The organism is Wolbachia endosymbiont (group A) of Melitta haemorrhoidalis (assembly GCF_964273365.1).
GTDB classification, from domain to species: Bacteria; Pseudomonadota; Alphaproteobacteria; order Rickettsiales; family Anaplasmataceae; genus Wolbachia; species Wolbachia pipientis.
Genome location: NZ_OZ187004.1, coordinates 1,216,546 through 1,235,352 on the forward strand (window position 1 = coordinate 1,216,546; position 18,807 = coordinate 1,235,352).

General features: G+C 34.6%; 23 protein-coding genes. 14 read left to right on the forward strand and 9 right to left on the reverse strand.

All coding sequences use genetic code 11. The annotated features are described in order from the left end of the window. The first annotated feature begins 23 nt into the window (after nt 1-23). From ACICPZ_RS06195 to ACICPZ_RS06205, 3 genes are read left to right on the forward strand one after another with little or no spacing between them, the layout of a single operon-like run. The gene (locus ACICPZ_RS06195) at nt 24-4,748 is read left to right on the forward strand and encodes an NAD-glutamate dehydrogenase (RefSeq protein WP_264373854.1); all 4,725 of its coding nucleotides are present in this window, start codon (nt 24-26) and stop codon (nt 4,746-4,748) included. Between the two features lie 4 nt (nt 4,749-4,752). After that, complete coding sequence (locus ACICPZ_RS06200; protein WP_038250226.1) at nt 4,753-5,049, forward strand: hypothetical protein; 297 nt, start codon at nt 4,753-4,755, stop codon at nt 5,047-5,049. Next, on the forward strand, nt 5,021-6,403 hold the full coding sequence (locus ACICPZ_RS06205) for a PleD family two-component system response regulator (protein ID WP_264373855.1): 1,383 nt from the start codon (nt 5,021-5,023) through the stop codon (nt 6,401-6,403). Before ACICPZ_RS06200 ends, ACICPZ_RS06205 begins: the two co-directional genes overlap by 29 nt. 114 nt (nt 6,404-6,517) lie before the next feature. On the opposite strand, the gene ACICPZ_RS06210 is transcribed toward ACICPZ_RS06205, so the two are convergent. From ACICPZ_RS06210 to ACICPZ_RS06225, 4 genes are all read right to left on the reverse strand, one after another. Next, the gene (locus tag ACICPZ_RS06210; RefSeq protein WP_010962440.1) at nt 6,518-6,682 is read right to left on the reverse strand and encodes a hypothetical protein; all 165 of its coding nucleotides are present in this window, start codon (nt 6,680-6,682) and stop codon (nt 6,518-6,520) included. 172 nt (nt 6,683-6,854) lie between these two features. Next, a complete protein-coding gene (gene recO, locus ACICPZ_RS06215; protein ID WP_264374151.1) occupies nt 6,855-7,577 on the reverse strand; it encodes a DNA repair protein RecO in 723 nt (240 codons plus the stop codon). Continuing rightward, nucleotides 7,574-7,777, reverse strand: coding sequence for a hypothetical protein (locus ACICPZ_RS06220; protein ID WP_264373857.1), 204 nt, complete (start codon nt 7,775-7,777; stop codon nt 7,574-7,576). Before ACICPZ_RS06220 ends, recO begins: the two co-directional genes overlap by 4 nt. After that, the gene (locus tag ACICPZ_RS06225) at nt 7,777-8,808 is read right to left on the reverse strand and encodes a YhcG family protein (RefSeq protein ID WP_264374150.1); all 1,032 of its coding nucleotides are present in this window, start codon (nt 8,806-8,808) and stop codon (nt 7,777-7,779) included. The genes ACICPZ_RS06220 and ACICPZ_RS06225 overlap by 1 nt, the downstream gene beginning before the upstream one ends. Before the next feature lie 172 nt (nt 8,809-8,980). Here ACICPZ_RS06225 and ACICPZ_RS06230 point away from each other — a divergent pair, with 172 nt between their 5' ends. From ACICPZ_RS06230 to ACICPZ_RS06240, 3 genes are all read left to right on the forward strand, one after another. Beyond that, nucleotides 8,981-9,601, forward strand: a complete 621-nt coding sequence (locus ACICPZ_RS06230; RefSeq protein ID WP_022626225.1) for a hypothetical protein — start codon at nt 8,981-8,983, stop codon at nt 9,599-9,601. Between the two features lie 78 nt (nt 9,602-9,679). After that, entirely contained in the window at nt 9,680-9,826 is a 147-nt protein-coding gene (locus ACICPZ_RS06235) for a hypothetical protein (protein WP_155975170.1), read from the forward strand. A gap of 212 nt (nt 9,827-10,038) precedes the next feature. Continuing rightward, nucleotides 10,039-10,167, forward strand: a complete 129-nt coding sequence (locus tag ACICPZ_RS06240) for a hypothetical protein (protein WP_255325705.1) — start codon at nt 10,039-10,041, stop codon at nt 10,165-10,167. A gap of 131 nt (nt 10,168-10,298) precedes the next feature. Here ACICPZ_RS06240 and ACICPZ_RS06245 read toward each other — a convergent pair whose 3' ends face one another. After that, nucleotides 10,299-10,637, reverse strand: coding sequence for an outer membrane protein assembly factor BamE (locus ACICPZ_RS06245; protein ID WP_006279908.1), 339 nt, complete (start codon nt 10,635-10,637; stop codon nt 10,299-10,301). Nucleotides 10,638-10,768: 131 nt separating this feature from the next. On the opposite strand from ACICPZ_RS06245, the gene ACICPZ_RS06250 reads away from it, so the two are divergent. From ACICPZ_RS06250 to tsaB, 3 genes are all read left to right on the forward strand, one after another. Then, the gene (locus ACICPZ_RS06250; protein ID WP_006280119.1) at nt 10,769-11,758 is read left to right on the forward strand and encodes a ribonucleotide-diphosphate reductase subunit beta; all 990 of its coding nucleotides are present in this window, start codon (nt 10,769-10,771) and stop codon (nt 11,756-11,758) included. Between the two features lie 128 nt (nt 11,759-11,886). Beyond that, nucleotides 11,887-13,017: a cation:dicarboxylate symporter family transporter gene (locus tag ACICPZ_RS06255; protein ID WP_006280118.1), complete on the forward strand. Its 1,131-nt coding sequence runs from the start codon at nt 11,887-11,889 to the stop codon at nt 13,015-13,017. Continuing rightward, a complete protein-coding gene (gene tsaB, locus ACICPZ_RS06260; RefSeq protein WP_010962437.1) occupies nt 13,017-13,592 on the forward strand; it encodes a tRNA (adenosine(37)-N6)-threonylcarbamoyltransferase complex dimerization subunit type 1 TsaB in 576 nt (191 codons plus the stop codon). Before ACICPZ_RS06255 ends, tsaB begins: the two co-directional genes overlap by 1 nt. Here the strand turns inward: tsaB and ACICPZ_RS06265 are convergent. After that, nucleotides 13,587-14,210, reverse strand: coding sequence for an AAA family ATPase (locus ACICPZ_RS06265; RefSeq protein WP_010082279.1), 624 nt, complete (start codon nt 14,208-14,210; stop codon nt 13,587-13,589). The genes tsaB and ACICPZ_RS06265 overlap by 6 nt on opposite strands. Nucleotides 14,211-14,490: 280 nt before the next feature. Between ACICPZ_RS06265 and ACICPZ_RS06270 the strand changes: the two genes are divergently transcribed. From ACICPZ_RS06270 to ACICPZ_RS06290, 5 genes are all read left to right on the forward strand, one after another. Continuing rightward, entirely contained in the window at nt 14,491-15,201 is a 711-nt protein-coding gene (locus tag ACICPZ_RS06270; RefSeq protein WP_010082280.1) for a class II aldolase/adducin family protein, read from the forward strand. 105 nt (nt 15,202-15,306) lie between these two features. Then, complete coding sequence (locus ACICPZ_RS06275; RefSeq protein WP_007548354.1) at nt 15,307-15,441, forward strand: IS3 family transposase; 135 nt, start codon at nt 15,307-15,309, stop codon at nt 15,439-15,441. Then, complete coding sequence (locus tag ACICPZ_RS06280; RefSeq protein WP_007548509.1) at nt 15,438-15,572, forward strand: hypothetical protein; 135 nt, start codon at nt 15,438-15,440, stop codon at nt 15,570-15,572. Before ACICPZ_RS06275 ends, ACICPZ_RS06280 begins: the two co-directional genes overlap by 4 nt. Before the next feature lie 59 nt (nt 15,573-15,631). Further along, nucleotides 15,632-15,778, forward strand: a complete 147-nt coding sequence (locus ACICPZ_RS06285; protein WP_080717648.1) for an IS3 family transposase — start codon at nt 15,632-15,634, stop codon at nt 15,776-15,778. Between the two features lie 240 nt (nt 15,779-16,018). Next, complete coding sequence (locus ACICPZ_RS06290) at nt 16,019-16,204, forward strand: DDE-type integrase/transposase/recombinase (protein WP_338062968.1); 186 nt, start codon at nt 16,019-16,021, stop codon at nt 16,202-16,204. A 176-nt stretch (nt 16,205-16,380) separates the two neighbouring features. Here the strand turns inward: ACICPZ_RS06290 and ACICPZ_RS06295 are convergent, their stop codons facing one another. The 3 genes from ACICPZ_RS06295 to atpD form a co-directional block, all read right to left on the reverse strand. Then, nucleotides 16,381-16,560 carry an ankyrin repeat domain-containing protein gene (locus tag ACICPZ_RS06295; protein ID WP_223823054.1) on the reverse strand — a complete coding sequence of 60 codons (180 nt, stop codon included), beginning with the start codon at nt 16,558-16,560 and terminating at the stop codon, nt 16,381-16,383. Between the two features lie 426 nt (nt 16,561-16,986). Then, nucleotides 16,987-17,331: a F0F1 ATP synthase subunit epsilon gene (locus ACICPZ_RS06300; protein ID WP_006279902.1), complete on the reverse strand. Its 345-nt coding sequence runs from the start codon at nt 17,329-17,331 to the stop codon at nt 16,987-16,989. A gap of 12 nt (nt 17,332-17,343) precedes the next feature. Beyond that, nucleotides 17,344-18,771 carry a F0F1 ATP synthase subunit beta gene (gene atpD, locus ACICPZ_RS06305; protein WP_010962432.1) on the reverse strand — a complete coding sequence of 476 codons (1,428 nt, stop codon included), beginning with the start codon at nt 18,769-18,771 and terminating at the stop codon, nt 17,344-17,346. Nucleotides 18,772-18,807: the final 36 nt, after the last annotated feature.

An 18,807-nucleotide genomic window follows, 5' to 3' on the forward strand; every position in this document is an offset into this window, starting at 1 on the left:
ACTGTGTATTTTTGTTAAAAAAAATGTGTATAGATCATAATGTTGACACTGAGTCTTTATTTAAGTTAGCTGATCAAGAAAATCAGCAAGATAAAGAAAAAATTAAAAAATTTATTAAGTATTTTTATAGTTTTGTTTATAAAAGCGACCTAAAAGCCAATGATAAGTTTTTGCTATATATTGTAAACGATGCTTACAATTTTGTTTCTCAAAAAGAGAAAGATGAAAGTAAGTTAGTAGTAAGCAATATAGATGATATACCAGGAATAGAAGGCGATTTTACCACGATTAAGATAACAAACGATGATATGCCATTTTTGGTTGACTCCGTTATTGCAACTATTAAGTCGCACGATTTAACCATATGCTATTACAGCAACAGCATAATTAACATTAAAAGAAAAGATGGCCTAATAGACGAGATTTACTCTTTGGAAGAAAGCAATGGAGTCAAAGAGTCAGTCATATATGTAATTATCAAAGGTATAAGTGACAGCTTTGTTGATACATTAAAAGAATCTCTACAGAAAACGCTGAAAGCGGTTAATTGCGTTGTGAAAGATTGGCACTTAATGCTCAAGAAACTTGATGAGGCAAGTCTTTCTGTCATCCCAGCTGGGATCCAGGAAAAGGACACGTGGATTCCAGTGTCACGCACTGGAATGACACCAGACCGAAATCAAGAGCAAAAAGATTTTCTAGTTTGGTTAAAGAATAATAACTTCGTATTTCTAGGTTATCAAGAATATATTGCTGGTAAAGATGAAAAACTCGTCTGTGACAGCAAAAAGGACCTTGGCCTGATGAGAGTAGGTCAAAGTACGTTGATTCCTTCTGCAAACCTTGATTCCCTATACATATTGAGATCAGATCTAATCTCAATAGTCCATCGGCGTACATACATGAATTGTATAGGAGTAAAAGAATTTGATGACCAGGGTAATGTGGTAAAGGAACGGCGTTTTTTCGGGCTATTTACTTCTGTAGCGGAGGTCCAAGATATTAGAACTATTCCAATAATAAGAGATAAAGTTAAAGTTATAGAAAAAAATGCAGGGTTTGTAACCGGGGGCCACAATAACAAAGCTCTAATTTATATTTTACAAGTATTCTCATGTGATGAATTGTTCCAGTCTAATGAGGAAGAATTATTTCAAATTTGTACTTCTATTATGTCCCTTGCAATAAGACCAAGAGTCAAGTTATGCTTAAGAAGTAAGGGAGCGTTTACTAGTTGTATAGTGCTGATACCGATGCGTTATGCTAGCTCCAGGCTAATGCTCAAGATAAGCAATATATTGAAGGATGAGATAAATGCAGAAAGTTCAGATATTTATAACCACCACATTATAAACGAATATGACTTAATGAAATTGCACGTGGTGCTAAAGGCTAAAAACGCTAGTGTTCCTGATGATGAAGTTTTGCGTATCGAAAACAAATTAAGGAACATTACGGAAAAATGGGAAGATCGTTTTATAGACAATTTATATAATACTTTTAGCACTGTTGAGGATATATTCATCCGTTATTGCAAGGCATTTCCAATAAGCTATCAAGAGAGTTTCGAACCTCATGACGCATATTACGATATGAAAAAATTGGAGATAGTGAGGAAGAAAGGAGTTAGCGAGGTCGATTTAAGACTTACTCGTGATAATCTTAATTATCAATTAAAGGTTTATACTCCAAACAATGGAGGCCTTGAATTATCGAAGATATTAAGGATCACTAAGAATTTGGGAGCTAAAATTCTATCTCATAATGGCTATTACATAGAAATTAACGGTGGAATATGGATACACCATTTTGTGTTGTCAAGAGTCGATGAATTAATAGACAACATTACTCTAAAAGAGCAATTTGAAATAACACTTGCGAAAGTGTTTAGCAAGGAAATTAAAAATGACTATTTCAATAGTTTGATCATTATTGCTGGGCTCAAGTGGAAAGAAGTGCTTCTGGTTAGAGCGTTAAGTGCTTACCTAAAGCAGACGTCATTTAACTACAATCCAGAATATATCCAAAAGGTAGTCTCAGAGCATCCAAAAATAGTAAAGTATTTGATACAACTATTTCATGCAAGATTTGATCCTAACATAGACATTGATAGAGCAGAAACTACGGACATTGTCAGAGAAAAAATTGAGGAACTTCTAAAAGAGATCAGCAATGTTTCACATGATTACGTTTTGCGCTCGATATTTAACTTGATAATGGCTATTTTAAGGACCAGTTATTATCAAGACGATAAACCATATTTATCTACAAAATTTGACTCAAGTAAAATAAATGGTTTACCTGATCCTCGTCCGTATCGTGAATTGTATATTTATTCAAACCTTTTTGAGGGAATACATCTAAGAGGAGGGAAATTAGCCCGTGGTGGCTTAAGGTGGTCGGATAGGACGGAAGATTTTCGCACTGAAGTTTTGGGGCTCATGAAAGCTCAGATGACAAAAAATGCGGTTATTGTCCCTGTTGGTGCAAAGGGTGGGTTTGTAATAAAGCAAGCTTATAAAGATAAGAATATTTTAAGAGAGAAAAGTGTTGAGTGCTATAAGAGTTTTATCAGAGGAATGCTTGATATTACTGATAACGTGGTTGATGGTAAAATAATTCCACCAGAGAATGTGATTAGGTATGATGAAGATGATCCATATCTCGTGGTTGCCGCTGATAAAGGAACTGCTTCATTTTCTGATTATGCCAACCAGATAGCCTCTGAATACAATTTTTGGCTTGGCGATGCATTTGCATCTGGTGGATCAGCAGGTTATGATCACAAAAAAATGGGTATTACAGCTAGAGGTGCATGGATTGCAGCACAGAGGCATTTTTGGAAAATGAATAAGGATATTTACCAGGATACAACTGTTATTGGAATTGGAGATATGGCTGGCGATCTATTTGGAAACGGTATGCTGCTTTCAAAAAATATACATTTAATCGGCGCATTTAACCATATGCATGTTTTTGTTGACCCAAACCCTGATGCAGAAAAGAGTTTCACAGAGCGTAAACGTCTCTTTGAGTTACCATTTTCAACTTGGATGGATTATAATAAAGATTTGATTTCTAAGGGTGGAGGAGTATTTGAGCGTAGCAGCAAGCAAGTAAACATTTCTCAAGAAATAAAAGAATGCTTTGATATAACAGAAGATATGCTACCTCCAAGTGATTTGATTAGATATCTGTTGAAAGCAAAAGTGGACTTCATATGGAATGGAGGAATTGGCACGTTTGTTAAGGCAAAGAGTGAAAATCATAGCATGGTCGGTGACAAAGCAAACGATGAGCTGAGAGTAAATGGTAAGGATATTAGAGCTTCTATGTTTATAGAGGGTGGAAATCTTGGTTGTACACAGCTTGGAAGAATAGAATATGCTGAAAAAGGTGGATATATCAATGCAGATTTTGTTGATAATTCAGCCGGAGTGATATGTTCGGACCTTGAAGTTAACATTAAGATTGCATTTGTTTCAGCTATGAAAGCAGGGGGTATTTCTTTAGAAAAAAGGAATGAAATACTGGCAAGTATGGTGGATGAAGTTGCATCCAAAGTGCTTGAGAACCACAACAAAATTGAAACAAAAGCATTACTTCTTGAGTGTTTGCAAGCTAAAGAGAGATTGGAGCAGCACCACAGGTTACTGCTCAGTTTAGAAAAATCTGGGCTGTTAAACCGAAGCGTAGAATTTCTTCCAACTGAAGAAGAGATAGCAAGGATGTTAACTGGTGCAGAAGGTTTCAGTTCTCCTCAGCTCTCTGTTCTAATGTCTTATGCTAGAACAGCAATAAAAAATGAAATTATACATTCCGATCTGTCTGAAAAAGATCTTATATCTCATGACTACTTGCTAGGTTATTTTCCTAAAAAGATGGTAACAAAGTTTAAGGATTTCATATTAAAACACCAACTTCGTAGAGAAATTATCTCCACTTGCATTGCAAATGATGTTGTAAATAGGATGGGCTGTATATTTATTAATAATTTAGTTGAGAATACTGGAATTAAGGTACACGAAGCAGTTAACATATATATCGTTGTTAACCACCTATATGATTTAAATAACCTGTGGCAGAAAATTGATGAATTGGATGGAAAAATTGATATTAACTCATACTTGCAAATAGTGAGAAATGTGCAGAAATTTATTGGCAGAGTATCGTTTTGGTTAGTAAAAAATCTTAGCTTTGTAGAATTGGATGATGTTACAAAATTTAAAGATGCAATTGAAACTTTAGGCCATGATGTTTTAGATGAACACCTGTTAAAGGTCTATAATCATGGATACACTTCTTTAGTGGAACTTAATATAGATAAAGATCTAGCAAAAAAAATTGCTGACCTGTGCGTTCTTACTTATGCACTGGATATTATATCTGTTGCTGAACAGACATCTTTGTCCATTCTTGATGCTGGTAAAATATACTTTGAGTTAAAGTCGCTGTTAAGATTCGATCTGATTAGAACAATTGCCATCAAGATGAAAAGCCGCTCTTCTTATTGGGATCGCAGCTTAGTTAATGATTTATTGGACGATTTAAGCAATTACCATCACAAGCTAGCTGTTAAAGTCATAAAAGCTACTGATAACCCCGAAGATAAGGTTCAAACTTGGGCTTGTAATGATAAGGACTACATAGAACGTTATAATAGTTTTTTAGATGAGATGGTTGCTTCTAAACTTGATTTAAGCAAATTAATATTTATAATCAGAAGGATTAAAGTACTTGCTTCATAGGAAAATGTTCAATATAGGTCTTTCAGAAATTTTAGTTGTAGCTTTAGTGAGCATAATTGTTCTTGATAAAAATAAGGTGCCTGTATTTATTGATCTTATTAGGAATGTGTATAAGTATCTTATGATTATAAAATCAAAAGCTAGGAGGTTATTGAAAGATGCAGGAGTTGAAGACTTATATAAAGAATGTAATGCTGAGAAAGTAAATTACATAATTGGTAAAAATGGTAAGCTTTATCCTACTTATGATATAGATAATACATCTAAAGATAATGACAGCAAAGATTCTGGTAGTAGATGATGTACTATCTAATGTCAAGCTTTTAGAAGCTCGACTAAAAGCAGAGTACTATACGGTTATCGTAGCTCATGATGGTGAAGAAGCTATAGATTTAGTAGCAAAGCAGCAGCCCGATATTATATTACTTGATATCATGATGCCAAAGATGAATGGCTTTGAAGTTTGTAAGGAGCTAAAGAGTGATCCCTTGACAACCCATATTCCAATAATTATGGTAACTGCGCTGCATGACACTCATGATAGAGTGCAAGGTATTAATGCTGGCGCGGATGATTTTCTGACTAAACCAATAAACGAAACTGCTTTATCTGCAAGGATCAAGTCTCTCACGCGCTTAAAAATGATTATAGATGAATTGCGTTTAAGAGGAGAAACTAACGCTGAGATTGGTGGAGTCGCAGGAAACAGTATTATGGATTATTCCAATCAGATTTTTGATGCTAACATACTTGTTATAGATGAGGATGTTCATCAAGCAGAGCAGATATATAATATATTAAAGCAACGCTTTAGGTCAATTAAAATACTGAGTGATCCAATGGAAGCATTGAAGGTTGGTATTGAGAATGGTTACGACCTGATCATTTCTGATATGCAATTTTCAAAAACTGACGGCTTGCGTTTGTGTTCTGAGTTTCGTAGTAAGGTGGAAACACGTTATACACCAATTCTGATTCTTTCTGAGGATTATGATAAAAACAATTTAGTAAAAGCACTTGATGTAGGTGCTAATGATTATTTAACAGTACCTTTGGATGAGGGTGAGCTAATAGCAAGGGTTAATTCGCAAGTAAAACGCAAAAGATATCAAGATGCCTTGAGAATGAATTTATTTAATAATGCGGAAATGTCTATAAAGGACCCATTAACTAACTGTTATAATAGAAGATATTTTGATGCACACTTAAGAAACATTGTTAAGGACTCTGTGGAAAAGGATAGAAGGTTGTCTCTTATGATACTTGATATAGACTATTTTAAGATAGTGAATGACAGTTTTGGGCATAGTGCTGGAGATGAACTTTTAAAGCAAATACAGAAAAGAATTTCTGAAAATATCAGAGTGACAGATTTACTAGCTAGGTTTGGTGGTGAGGAGTTTGTTGTTGTAATGCCAGATACCAATGTATCAGATGCGTATACTATTGCGGAGAGAATACGAAAAATTATTGCTAAAGAACCTTTTATACTTGCGGATAAAAATACAACCCATAATGTAACTGTGAGTATTGGAATTGCAGAAATGCAAGGATCTGACTTTGATGATATTAAAAAATTTATAGTACGTGCTGACAGATATCTATATAAAGCAAAAAACAGTGGTAGGAATAGAGTGGTTACTGGCTATAGCTAAAGTGGCTTAAGTTTGCCGACAACCGTCATTCCGCTACTCGTTAGCGGAATCTATACCGCGAATGAATCGCGGTATGACGGTTCGCGGCAGCATGACGATAAGGTTTATACCTTGTCATTCCAGTGCTTGACACTGGAATCCAGTTTTCCATATAATCTCATCGAAAACGTTGTAACCACTTTCCATGCTAGTTTGCTTGTTCACAAGCAAACTTTTCTGGATCCCAGTGTCTGGGCACTGGGATGACATCATAGGGGCGCTGGGATGACACCCTGACAACCGTCGTCCCGCTGCTTGTTAGCTGGATCTATGCTAAGAGATACCGTGAATAAATCACGGTATGACGGTTCGCGGTGGCATGACGATAAGTTCGTCATCCCGCTACTTGTTAGCTGGATCTATGCTAAGAGATACCGCGAATGAATCGCGGTATGACGTAGGACTGCTAAGATTAAAGCGACAACATGAGGTTTCTCAGCTCTGGAAATTTCACGTTTAACTGCAAAAATAGATACTTATTTAAAAAATATCCTGTGACTTTCAGTCCTAACTGAAATTCTTGGAATGAGTAGCTGTTTTGTAAGTTATTATTGTATACATCATGCAACATTTGTGGAAAAGGTAGGAGTTTATCTGCATAATAGTCTCCTACTTTTTTTGACACTGCTCTACCAGTTTTTGGAGAAATAAATTGCAGATTTTCCTTAACACCTGTTATAGCGCATTTTGATAAGTCTAACTTGAATCCCAATTGCGTAAGAAGCAGAAGCTCTAAGTTAAGGTAATGGCTTTGCCAAGACTGATTGTTGTGTTTAATTACATCGATGAAATATCGAAAATTGTCATACAGCATGGCACAGGGTTCACTTTCTGGAAGCACTTTTTCTAAAATAGAGGAGAAAGAAACAATAGTAATGCTTTTTAACCTATCTTGAAAAAAATGATGGAATGGAGATTCGATTAATTCGCACTTAAAAAAACCTAGATTTTCAGGTAACTTAGCACTCCATTCTGCATGTAATAGATTACTTATCTGAAACTTATAATTGCTATTGTTTGTTAGCTTAGTTAATCCCCTGCGCTTTCCATGATTTTTTGTAAACAGAGAGAGAATTAAGTTTTTATCGCCGTATTTTTTAGCAGCTATAATGATGCCTTCATCTTTCCATCTCATTTAGAGTATATTGACCGTATGATATTATAGGATAGTACACCTAGAGCTTGTAATCCATAAAAATCACTTGCTCTGTTACTGTTTGCTTCCAAAGTTTCAAGGCTATGAGAGAGTAAGTTATTGGCTGCCACTCTTCTTCCTGAGCCTCCATGCTGAGCTTTTGGTTTGCTAAATAATTGTTTGAATGATTTTAGTAACATTACTTTTCCTCGTCTGAAATTTTGGATAATTCAGCTTCTAATTCTTCTATCGTCGGTAAAGCTGTTTTTATGTTTTCTGGTAGATTCTCAGTGATTTGATATTCTGCAAGACCTATTGGTTTGGTCATGTCTCGGAGTGCATATTCAGCAAGTACATTATCTTTAGATTTGCATAAAATTAATCCTATTGAAGGGTTATCTGTTGAATGTTTTAGCAAGTCATCAACCATTGATAAGTAAAAATTCATCTTTCCAGAATGTTCTGGTTCAAACTCAACTGCTTTAATTTCTATTACTACAAAACACCTAAGCTTTAAGTGATAAAATAGGAGATCTAAGTAGTAATCCTTTTGTCTAACTGTTAAATGGTATTGGCGCCCAACAAAAGAAAAACCAGCGCCGAGTTCCAGTAGGAATTTCTCAATATGTGCCACTAACCCTTTTTCTATTTCTCTCTCATGAGCGTCTTTGCCTATACTTAAAAAATCAAAAATATATGGATCCTTAAGAGTTTGATTTGCTAGATCTGATGTTGGATAAGGCAGTTTTTCTTTAAAATTTGTAATTGCTTTACCTTGCCGTTTATGAAGGCCAAGTTCTATTTGATGTATCATTATAGCGCGTGACCAACCATACTCTGAAGCATTTCTTACATAAAATAGCCTTGCTTCGTGATCTTTTACTCGTTCCATTAAAACGACATGATGATACCATGGTAATATTCCAGCAACTTGCTGGAGAAATTCAGGATTAGGATAAATCTCCGCAAAACGCCTCATATTATGCAAGTTAGCAATACCAAATCCTTTCATTTCCGGGAATTCAGCCTTTAAGTCTCTACTTAACTGATCAATTACTTTAGCTCCCCAACCCTGACTCTTTTGTTTTTCTAGAATCCGCGTTCCAATATAATGATAAAGCAGTAGCAGTTCTTTATTTACTGTTCTTGCTGCCTTATAACGGCTTGTTGCAATACGATCTTTCAACTGCTCTAAAAATTCTGTATATTCTTTTGCTATAATTTTTGTCATACGGTTCCTTTTAATCCATTATACAATTCCTTTGTCTGTCGAGAAGACAATCTTCCGCTTGCCTTCAGCTTTGAAGGGATTCCTTATTGACTTCAAACTCGTCCATCAACTAAAATATATTGACTTTACGTGCAATATTAGCTTTAAACCAGTAAAACAAGCTGCTTAACATATGCGTTTTTTCTATTCTAATTATATTCTTTTTTTGTCTTTATGTTGTTTTTTGCTTTTTTCGTTATCTTCAACAAAAGCCCAAACGAATGATACATTAGCTGTTCCTATACCACAAAGGAAAAAAGAAATAGTTGAGCACACTGTTGTAGCACAACCGAGGCAAATTATCGAAATGCAAGAAGAAGTCATTATTAACGAGGGTAAAGAATTCATTCCAATTCCAAAAAGAAAAAAAAGTGTAGAGAAAAAACTAAGAAGGGATGTTAGAGGGGCAAAAAATGAAATAGGAAACGAAAAAAGCGTTGAGAGCAAAAAGGATGAATTAGTTGTAACAGAAATTATTAACTCTATAAGAGACAAGCTCACAAAATGCTGGAGCATTCCTGAAAGCATAGCTTACAAAGAAAATTTTAATATAAAAATTAACTTATTGTTATCCAGTCAAGGCGAGATAATTATGGCGGATGTAGCAGACAGTGATTCCTATCGAAATAATCCACTTTTCAGGTCGATAGCAGATAACGCAATGCGTGCAGTATATAAATGTAGCCCATTGACCGGCTTGCCTACTCAGCACCACCACATTTGGCGTGAAGTAACACTAGATTTTATTCTATAGCTAAAGTAATTCTATAATTTAATAAGCCCACTGTATCCGTTCAGGATAGCAGCAAGGTAGTATAACCATAGAGTAAAAGTGAGTTTACAACAAATGGTGTCATCCCAGTGCTTGACACTGGGATGGCTTTGTTGCATCGCTACTTATGAAAGGCTAACTATAGTTAGAATTATAAGCAACCTATTGAAAATCTTGTTTTTTTGCAATCAATCTGATCAAATTTAAGAATAGTAATTTATTATTTATATTAATAAATTTAATTCTATTGAAAATAGCTAAAGCATTGAAATTCTTGAATTTTAGCCAGATTAGTGAGTGGTAGTGAAATTTCTTTTACTCAAATTTAGGTATTCACTGACCGTTCTTATTATAAATACCAGAATAATAAGCTACTGATATTCTCCATCTTTTTTATCTTTAATCCATCATAGCTAGCGATGCAACAAAGCCCACTGGGATCCAGTTTTCTTTACAAATTCACCAAAAGTGCTTCATTCTATAACGCAAAACCCATACTTACCAAACCCAATGCATTACTTGCAATTAAGTTTCCTGGATCCAAGTAGTCTGGGCACTGCCGTCATAAAGGAACTAGTGTCAGCTACTTTCATGACACCCTTCTGGTAGGCCCAAATCGCAATGTTCGTACAGTTATGGAATGAACCGCGGTATGACGTAGGAAGATCTGAGCAAACTTTCAATCAGAAACAGCCAAAGATCTCTCTAAGATGTCAGTTTCTTTTGTATCTTCAACTTTACCGTCCTGGTCGAATGAAATTTGCAGAGACTTACTACTATACTTCCTTTTTCCTAAAAAATTGGCTTGTTTAATTTTATATGAGACATAGTACCAAACATTGTCATCGAACTTTGATACTAATGTTGGTGATCCTAAAGTGTGAACCACTTTTTCTTTATCGTCACCTACTTTTATCTTGCTCCACAATTCAACACTAATGCCAGGAGCTCCGTGATTGTGAATAGTGTGAGTGCAGCTCACTGTAAATAATAAAATAAAAGATATTAATACTCGCATTTCTGTTGATAAATTACTTGAAGCTATAATACACTAATAAATTATCTGCCGTCAAATTTCAAAAAAGTTAAATTGACTGATTCTCAATATCACTTAATATAATATTTACTTTAGAAAATAATAGGTGTCTTATGTCATTGTTAGAAGCAGATCCAATATACAAACCTTTTAATTACCCTTGGGCGTATGATGCGTGGCTGCAGCAACAAAGAATCCATTGGATACCTGAAGAAGTTCCGCTCGCTGATGACGTGAAGGATTGGAAAACTAAACTTTCAAGTGTAGAAAAAAATCTACTAACCCAGATCTTTAGATTTTTTACTCAGGCAGACATTGAAGTAAATAACTGCTACATGAGGCATTATTCAAATATATTTAAGCCAACAGAAATATGCATGATGCTTGCAAGCTTTTCCAATATGGAAACCATACACATTGCAGCTTATTCTTATCTTTTAGACACAATTGGCATGCCAGAAAGTGAGTATCAAGCATTTTTAAAGTATGATGCTATGAGAAAGAAATATGAATATATGTTGGAATTCGAGGAAAGCAAAAAACACGATAAAAAACATGTAGCTAAAACTCTAGCAGTGTTTGGTGCATTCACTGAAGGGTTGCAGTTATTTGCATCATTTGCAATTTTGCTCAATTTCCAACGTTTTGGAAAAATGAAAGGAATGGGGCAGATAATCGCCTGGTCAGCCCGTGATGAAACTTTGCACACCAATTCAATTATCATGTTATTTAATACATTTATTAAAGAGAATAATGAAATTTGGGACAACGAGTTTAAAGAGGAATTATATTCTGCATGTCGCACCATCGTTGAACTTGAGGACGAATTCATAAAGCTTGCCTTTGATTTAGGAGATGTTGAAGGACTATCCGCAGAAGAAGTGCGCAATTACATACGCTACGTAGCAAACAGACGGTTAATGCAATTAGGTCTTGAGTCCATATATGATGTCAATGATAATCCTATTCCGTGGCTTGATGAAATACTAAATGGCGTTGAACATACGAATTTCTTTGAAAATAGAGTAACAGAGTATAGCCGCGCAGCAACTCAAGGCACGTGGGAAGAAGCTTTTACTGAAAATGACACGAATAATAAGTGAATGCTAATTTCACTCTTTTTTGTCATTCCACTTTCATTACACCATTTGCTGTGCAGTTTAGACAGTTTTGCTTTACTTAACAACTAACTTACCATATATATGTCCATAGGACATTGGTATATAAGAACGTGCTACAACTATTAATCTTACTCACGGTCATCACTTCAGCTGCATTCTTTGGTCATTTAGTTCCAATGGAAGTAAAAACCTTCTTGTACTCAACGAGCCTTAGTATAAAAGAGGTTTTGCTATTTATAATGCCTTTTATTATTTTTGCGTTAATCTTTAGCAGTGTTAACAATCTTAAGCAGTCAGCTATAAAGTTCATATTGTTACTTATTATAATGATCTTCTTATCGAATCTGGCTTCAAGTTTAATAGCTTATTCTGTTGGGCATTTTATCATACAAAACACTTATTCAATACAAGATATAACGTATGAAGAAACAATTGTTCCCTTATGGTCGTTTAGACTGCCTGCATTGCTTTCTAATTTTTATGCCCTTGCTTGTGGATTTGTGTCCAGCATAGTAGTGTCCACACTGCTACCCAAAAAAAGCAGAGAGCTTTCGAACAAAATGTTAGATTTAACTCTCTTTATTTTGAAGACGTTTTTGACGCCGATTATTCCAATATTTGTACTTGGGCTTGCTTTAAAAATGCAGCATGATCAAGTTTTATCTATAATATTTAAGGATTACTCAATAATTTTCATTATTATAGCATCTGCAACCTACCTTTATGTTTTCCTCTTATATGGAGCAGCAAATTCATTCAAGATCACAAGCTGGATAGCTAGTATAGGCAATATGATACCGGCATTTATTACTGCAATGAGCACAATGTCTAGTAATGCAACTATGCCGCTTACTCTTGAAGGAAGCAAAAAAAATGTAAAGCAACCTGACATAGCATCGTCTGTTGTGCCAATAACTGCTAGCTTTCATTTAGTAGGTGATTGCTTTTTTATTATAATATTATCAATGATAATTGCCTCCGGTTATTCATTGTGCACAACAGACTATGTAACTTTCCTTCTCTATTTTTTGTTATTTAAGTTTGCTATCGTGGCAGTTCCGGCAGGAGGAATTATGGTAATGCTACCTATTCTTGAGAAATACCTCAAATTTTCTCCAGAAATGCTTTCGTTAATCACAGCACTGTATATAGTGTTTGATCCAATAATCACTTCAGCAAACGTTATGGGTAATGGTGCCTTTGCTATAATGTTTACAAAACTCTATGATAAGCTTAAGTAATGTCTATTTTAGCGATTGATACTGTAGGTATTGGTAGTTCAATAGCAATAGTTGATTATGATGGTAACTGTTTTGTAGAGCACAATTCCGCCAGCAACAATCATGCAGAATCATTTTTTCAAATTCTGAATACTTTGTTTGATAAGCACAACTATAATTATGATAAAATAGATCATTTAGTGGTAGTAGTTGGACCAGGAAGTTTCACTGGAATTAGAGTTGGTATATCAGCTGCACAAGGTATAAATCTTGCTACAAATAAGCCATTATACGGAGTTAGTGCGCTGGAAGTTCAAGCCTACGCAATATCTTTGCTTTGTACGAATAACAAAAAAAATATCAGAGCTATAGTCAAAAATGCTCAAGGGTTTTATACGCAGTTATTTGATTTCAATTTATTGCCACTATCTGCACCTGGATCCCAGTGTCACGCTACAAGCAGTACACATATGGATTGCAATTTAAATGCTAGCCATGCAGGGCTATTAGTCCGTTATAGATTAGAGAACAAGCAAAAATTAAATGAAGTTGAAGCTCTATATTTAAATGAGCCTCAGTATATGAAATCATTATAGACTATTCTTTCGCGTACATGCAATGTTACTAAGCTTGTGCATCTGGTTTACTATCTCTTGAGCTACTTCTTTTATACTCATATCTGAATTTTCTATCTCTATGGCACTTGGTGGTATAAATAAATCGTCAGTCCTAAATTTCTCTACAATGCTATTTAGATTAATCACCTTCCTATTTTTTCTTTGCCTTTTTAATGCAATACGCTTTTGTAATGTCGGTAGATCACACCTAAGTACCACAGGAAGGATTTCTGTGTTCATTTTTTTACTAAGCCTTACTATTGAATCATACATCCTCATGTTCTGGTCATTATTTTCCATCAACTCATCAATAAATATGTAATTTTTTGAGTGAATCGGATAATTTTCTATTACCTGAAGCATAATTTGCATAATGCCATATATTCTATCTTGAACTTCTTTAGGTATTTGATCACGTTCAAAGACACCATCGTATATAGAGCAAGCTTGAACATTGTTATAGAACTTACTATTTACAATTAATGCGTTTATCATATTAGATAATTCTATTGCTGTGGAAAGTTTACCACTTCCCGAAAGACCAGAGAGATATATGAAAAATCCTGCTGGCTGTTTTTTTGTGTTAATATTTACCATATTATTTTCAATCTTGAAACTTACATTTATAATAACATAAAAATGAAGCTTTAAAACATATGAAATATTATATAGAAAATTATTTTTGTAGTTAAGATATTATGTAATTTAAAAACATAAATTCTGTATATAAACTCTATAATAACGATAACTATTTTTAAGCAAGCTACAACACAAAAGTGTTTGGTATTCAGAAAGCAAGACAGAGTGGCATAGACTTATTAGTTTACTACAAGTCTCTTTTCGCGTATAAACCTTCAGAAGATTCTAACAGAGGATTGTGTTGTTAACAAAGAGCAGAGTAAAAAGGGATCTAGTCTATGCCTATCAGATTTTGTCCTACCTTAAGTTCGATGATCATACATATACTCACCTTTCAGTGCGTTCTGAAGATCAAAAGTCGTTTTATATTTATCCGTTTGGTATGCGTTTTGATGAAGTAGATGAACGTTCGTTAATGAAAGTATCATTTGATGGAGATGTAATTGAAGGCAAAGAATATCAATATAATAGAACTGGCTATATAATTCATGGTTTTGTTTATCAAGCAAGGAAAGATATTCAAGCAATTTTTCACTTGCATACACCTTCTATTGTAGCGGTTTCTTCTCTCAAAGATGGGCTGCTTCCTATAAGTCAATGGGCACTGCACTTTTACAATAAAATCTCTTACCATAATTATAATTCCCTAGCACTTAGCGATACAGAAGGAAAGAGGTTAATAGCTGATCTGAAAGAAAATTTTGTCATGTTAATGCGTAATCATGGATCTATAACGTGTGGTCGGACTATACAAGAAGCAATGTTTTACTCGTATCATTTAGAACAAGCGTGCAAAACTCAATGTTTAACGTTAGCAATGAATAAGGAGTTATCAATTCCAAGTGAAGAAATTTGCTCAAAAGCTGTAAAGGATCTCCTATCTTTTGAAAGCAATCTTGGTGAGAGGGATTGGCACGCATGGGTTAGACTAATTAAAAGTAAGTTGTAAGAGACTTTCGCACTACTATCTGTCATCCAAGTAGTGACCTTACCCAGAAAAAGTAGAGAGAAAGTTAAGACGTTTTTGGAGTAAAATAAAACGTTTTTTCAAAATATGACAAATAGAAGAGAATATACAGCAGAATTCAAATTAGAAGCTGTTAAGCTGGTTAAAGAAACAGGTCAAGCAAGTACAAAAATAGCAAAAGATCTAGGTATAGATGGCAGTATGTTAAGTAAGAAAATATGATGGAAAAATGTCTGGAGCATACGCATTTCCAGGCAAAGGCTCCTTATGACAAAGAAAGATTTGATCTAAAAAAAGAGCTAATAAGAGAAAGAGACATCTTAAAAAAAGCCCTGGGCAAAGAAAAAGAGTAAAGTATTCTTTTATATAGAAATTGCTATAAAACACAGGAACTATGTAGGGTTTTGTACTGGTGGTATGGGTTGCTAAGGAAAAAAGCAGTAAAGAATTAGCAAAAGAAGGGCTTCTAGCAGATATTCAAAAAATACATCAAGCTTCTAAATGCAGATATGGAGCCCCTAAAATTCACGCTGAATTAAAAGCTTTAGGCAAAAATTAAAACAGTACAAAGTGTTATGCAAGAAAATGGCATTAAAGCCAAGTTTAGACGAAGGTTCAAAAATAAAAAACAGCAAATAAGCAACCGAGTTGTGGCTCCGAACACATTGGATCAAAATTTTACTACTGATCAGCCAAATAAAGTTTGGGATTACCTACATAAAAACTAAAGAAGGTTGTTGGCGGCAATAATTGACCTATATTCACGCATGGTGGTTAATGAGTAACATGATAATTAGTTATAGATTCTTTATTGATGGCCGTTGATAAACGCAAACCCGATAAAAATCTGCTGTTACATAGCGATCAAGGGTCACAGTATACCTCTCAAAATTACCAATTTCTATTGAATACAAAAAACATCATTTCCAGCATGAGCCATAAGGGCTGTTGTTACGATAACTCTGTTGCAGAAAAGTTCACTTAAAAGGGAGCTGCTTATTGATACTTCTCGCTCAACAAACCAGAACTACCATATTTGAATACATAGAAATCTTTTATAACAAATAACGTAGACATTCTACTATTAACTATTGCATTCCTGCACAATTTATTCTCATGATAAAAACGTCTTAACTTTCTCTCTACTTTTTCTGGGTAAGGTCAATTTGGGTCTGCACCATTTTTGAGTAATAGTTTTACTTCTTGTGCATTACCATCTTCTACAGCTAGGAATAATTGTTCTTCCTGTGTTTTTACGCGTGTTTCCACATTAGATATAAAAAATAACAATACTAAACATGCAATACCAATAATGCTAATATATTTTATAACTTTTCTCATAAGATATTTTACAATGCTTCTAATAATATTAGATATCATCTATAAAATTAAAAAATCCATGAAAGGGGATGAAAATATGTAAAAAAGTATTATTGATTAATTAAAAACAGATTTTGATTTGATAATACTAATAAAATCGATTTATCTTAAATTTACGTTGATTTTTACCTGTTATTTTTTGTAGTTTATCCAACGTAAATTCCAGGTAAAACAAAGTCGTTATCTCCAACCGTTACAACCAACTCTCCTTCTTTAATTTTTATTTGATTAGGTGTATGGTCCCATACCATCACACTCTGGGATCATACACCTAAAGTACTCCGACACTGGGATGACACCCCGGGGTTTCTGGGATGACAAAAAAGAGCCCCCTGAGCAAAAATCTTATAGCCACTTGAATGATAATTGACTTTTTGCCTAAAATAACTAAGAAAGAAACTTCTCATCAAGATAACTTAAATATATACTAATTCTCTTATTTTTAAACGATTTCTCATCATGAATTGCACGATCAAAAACCTGAATTTGACTTGTTATAATGCTACAATTATTATTTGCAACTTCTAATACGCCACTATCAATTACAACCTTCTTTTCTGTTTGGTTACTCATTTTAACAGTAATCATACCAGGCAATAAATAAATTAAGTAAGGAGCATGGTGAGCTAAAATCATAAGCTCCCCTTCGAGCCCAGTTACTGAAAGAGAAACCACTCCACTGAATGAAATTTGATCATCAGGAGAGAAAAATTGCACTTTAAAAGTATTCATAATCTTTAACTTTTATTTAGCTTCAGCTTGTATTAATTCAGCCTTTTTTATTGCTTCATCTATATTCCCCACCATATAAAAAGCAGCCTCTGGTAAGTGATCATATTTGCCTTCAACAATCCCTTTAAAACTGGAAACAGTATCAGAAAGTGAAACAAATTTACCAGGCATGCCAGTAAATATTTCTGCAACGTGAAAAGGTTGAGAAAGAAATTTCTGAATCTTACGAGCCCTATCAACAATAATTTTATCTTCATCAGATAGCTCATCCATACCAAGTATTGCGATAATATCTTGCAGTGATTTATAAGTTTGCAATATACGTTTCACCTCAGAAGCTACATTATAATGTTCTTCACCAATGATTTCAGCAGATAAAGACTGAGAAGTTGAATCAAGTGGATCAACAGCAGGGTATATTCCCATTTCAGCTATTTGCCTTGACAACACTGTGGTTGCATCAAGGTGAGAGAATGTAGTTGCTGGGGCTGGATCAGTCAAATCGTCCGCAGGAACATATATAGCTTGCACAGAAGTAATAGAGCCAGAAGTTGTTGAAGCTATTCTTTCTTGCATTGCACCCATATCAGTTGCAAGGGTTGGCTGATAACCAACAGCTGACGGTATTCTTCCAAGTAAAGCAGAAATTTCAGAACCAGCTTGTGTAAATCTAAAGATATTATCCACAAAAAATAGAACATCTTGGTTTTCACGGTCACGAAAATACTCTGCCATAGTAAGTGCTGTTAAAGCAACTCTAGCCCTTGCTCCAGGAGGCTCATTCATCTGACCATAAACCAAAACAGCTTGAGATTTTTCATGTTCATTTATATTTATTACATTTGAAGTGATCATCTCGTGATAAAGATCGTTACCTTCACGCGTTCTCTCCCCTACCCCGGCAAACACAGAAAATCCTTTATGAGCTTTTGCTATATTATTAATTAATTCCATTATTAGGACTGTTTTACCAACACCGGCTCCACCAAATAAGCCAATTTTTCCTCCTTTAAGATAAGGTGCAAGAAGATCTATAACTTTTATTCCCGTAACTAAAACTTCTTCCTGTATTCTCTGTTCAGTAAAACTTGGAGGTGCTCTGTGTATAGGCTCTAAGTTATACTTTCCCTTCAGTGGACCACACTCATCTATAAGCTCTCCAACAACATTAAAAATCCTTCCTAAAGTTGAACGCCCAATTGGCACCGATATTGGTGCACCTGTATCAACAAATTCATCCCCCCTTGACATGCCATCTGTGCTATCCATAGCAATACAACGAACTATATTGTCACCTATATGCTGCGAAACTTCTAAAACCAGCTCCTTATCCTTATATTTTAGTTTGCTTTTTAAAGCATTAAATATTTTAGGCAATTCACCTTCAAATTTTATATCAACAACTGCTTGAGTTACCTTAATCGCTCTACCTATATTCATCTCTTTATTTTTATCACCTAACACTATAATTCCATA

Coding starts and splice junctions, on each gene's coding strand:
- ACICPZ_RS06280 (WP_007548509.1), top strand. CDS start 15,438: ATGATGGAAAAATGTCTGGAGCATACGCATTTCCAGGCAAAGGCTCCT.
- ACICPZ_RS06250 (WP_006280119.1), top strand. CDS start 10,769: ATGTCATTGTTAGAAGCAGATCCAATATACAAACCTTTTAATTACCCT.
- ACICPZ_RS06300 (WP_006279902.1), bottom strand. CDS start 17,331: ATGAATACTTTTAAAGTGCAATTTTTCTCTCCTGATGATCAAATTTCA.
- ACICPZ_RS06205 (WP_264373855.1), top strand. CDS start 5,021: ATGACAGCAAAGATTCTGGTAGTAGATGATGTACTATCTAATGTCAAG.
- ACICPZ_RS06245 (WP_006279908.1), bottom strand. CDS start 10,637: ATGCGAGTATTAATATCTTTTATTTTATTATTTACAGTGAGCTGCACT.
- ACICPZ_RS06265 (WP_010082279.1), bottom strand. CDS start 14,210: ATGGTAAATATTAACACAAAAAAACAGCCAGCAGGATTTTTCATATAT.
- ACICPZ_RS06220 (WP_264373857.1), bottom strand. CDS start 7,777: ATGTTACTAAAATCATTCAAACAATTATTTAGCAAACCAAAAGCTCAG.
- atpD (WP_010962432.1), bottom strand. CDS start 18,771: ATGAATATAGGTAGAGCGATTAAGGTAACTCAAGCAGTTGTTGATATA.
- ACICPZ_RS06195 (WP_264373854.1), top strand. CDS start 24: ATGTGTATAGATCATAATGTTGACACTGAGTCTTTATTTAAGTTAGCT.
- ACICPZ_RS06295 (WP_223823054.1), bottom strand. CDS start 16,560: ATGAGAAAAGTTATAAAATATATTAGCATTATTGGTATTGCATGTTTA.
- recO (WP_264374151.1), bottom strand. CDS start 7,577: ATGAGATGGAAAGATGAAGGCATCATTATAGCTGCTAAAAAATACGGC.
- ACICPZ_RS06200 (WP_038250226.1), top strand. CDS start 4,753: ATGTTCAATATAGGTCTTTCAGAAATTTTAGTTGTAGCTTTAGTGAGC.
- ACICPZ_RS06225 (WP_264374150.1), bottom strand. CDS start 8,808: ATGACAAAAATTATAGCAAAAGAATATACAGAATTTTTAGAGCAGTTG.
- ACICPZ_RS06275 (WP_007548354.1), top strand. CDS start 15,307: ATGACAAATAGAAGAGAATATACAGCAGAATTCAAATTAGAAGCTGTT.
- ACICPZ_RS06240 (WP_255325705.1), top strand. CDS start 10,039: ATGCAACAAAGCCCACTGGGATCCAGTTTTCTTTACAAATTCACCAAA.
- ACICPZ_RS06230 (WP_022626225.1), top strand. CDS start 8,981: ATGCGTTTTTTCTATTCTAATTATATTCTTTTTTTGTCTTTATGTTGT.
- tsaB (WP_010962437.1), top strand. CDS start 13,017: ATGTCTATTTTAGCGATTGATACTGTAGGTATTGGTAGTTCAATAGCA.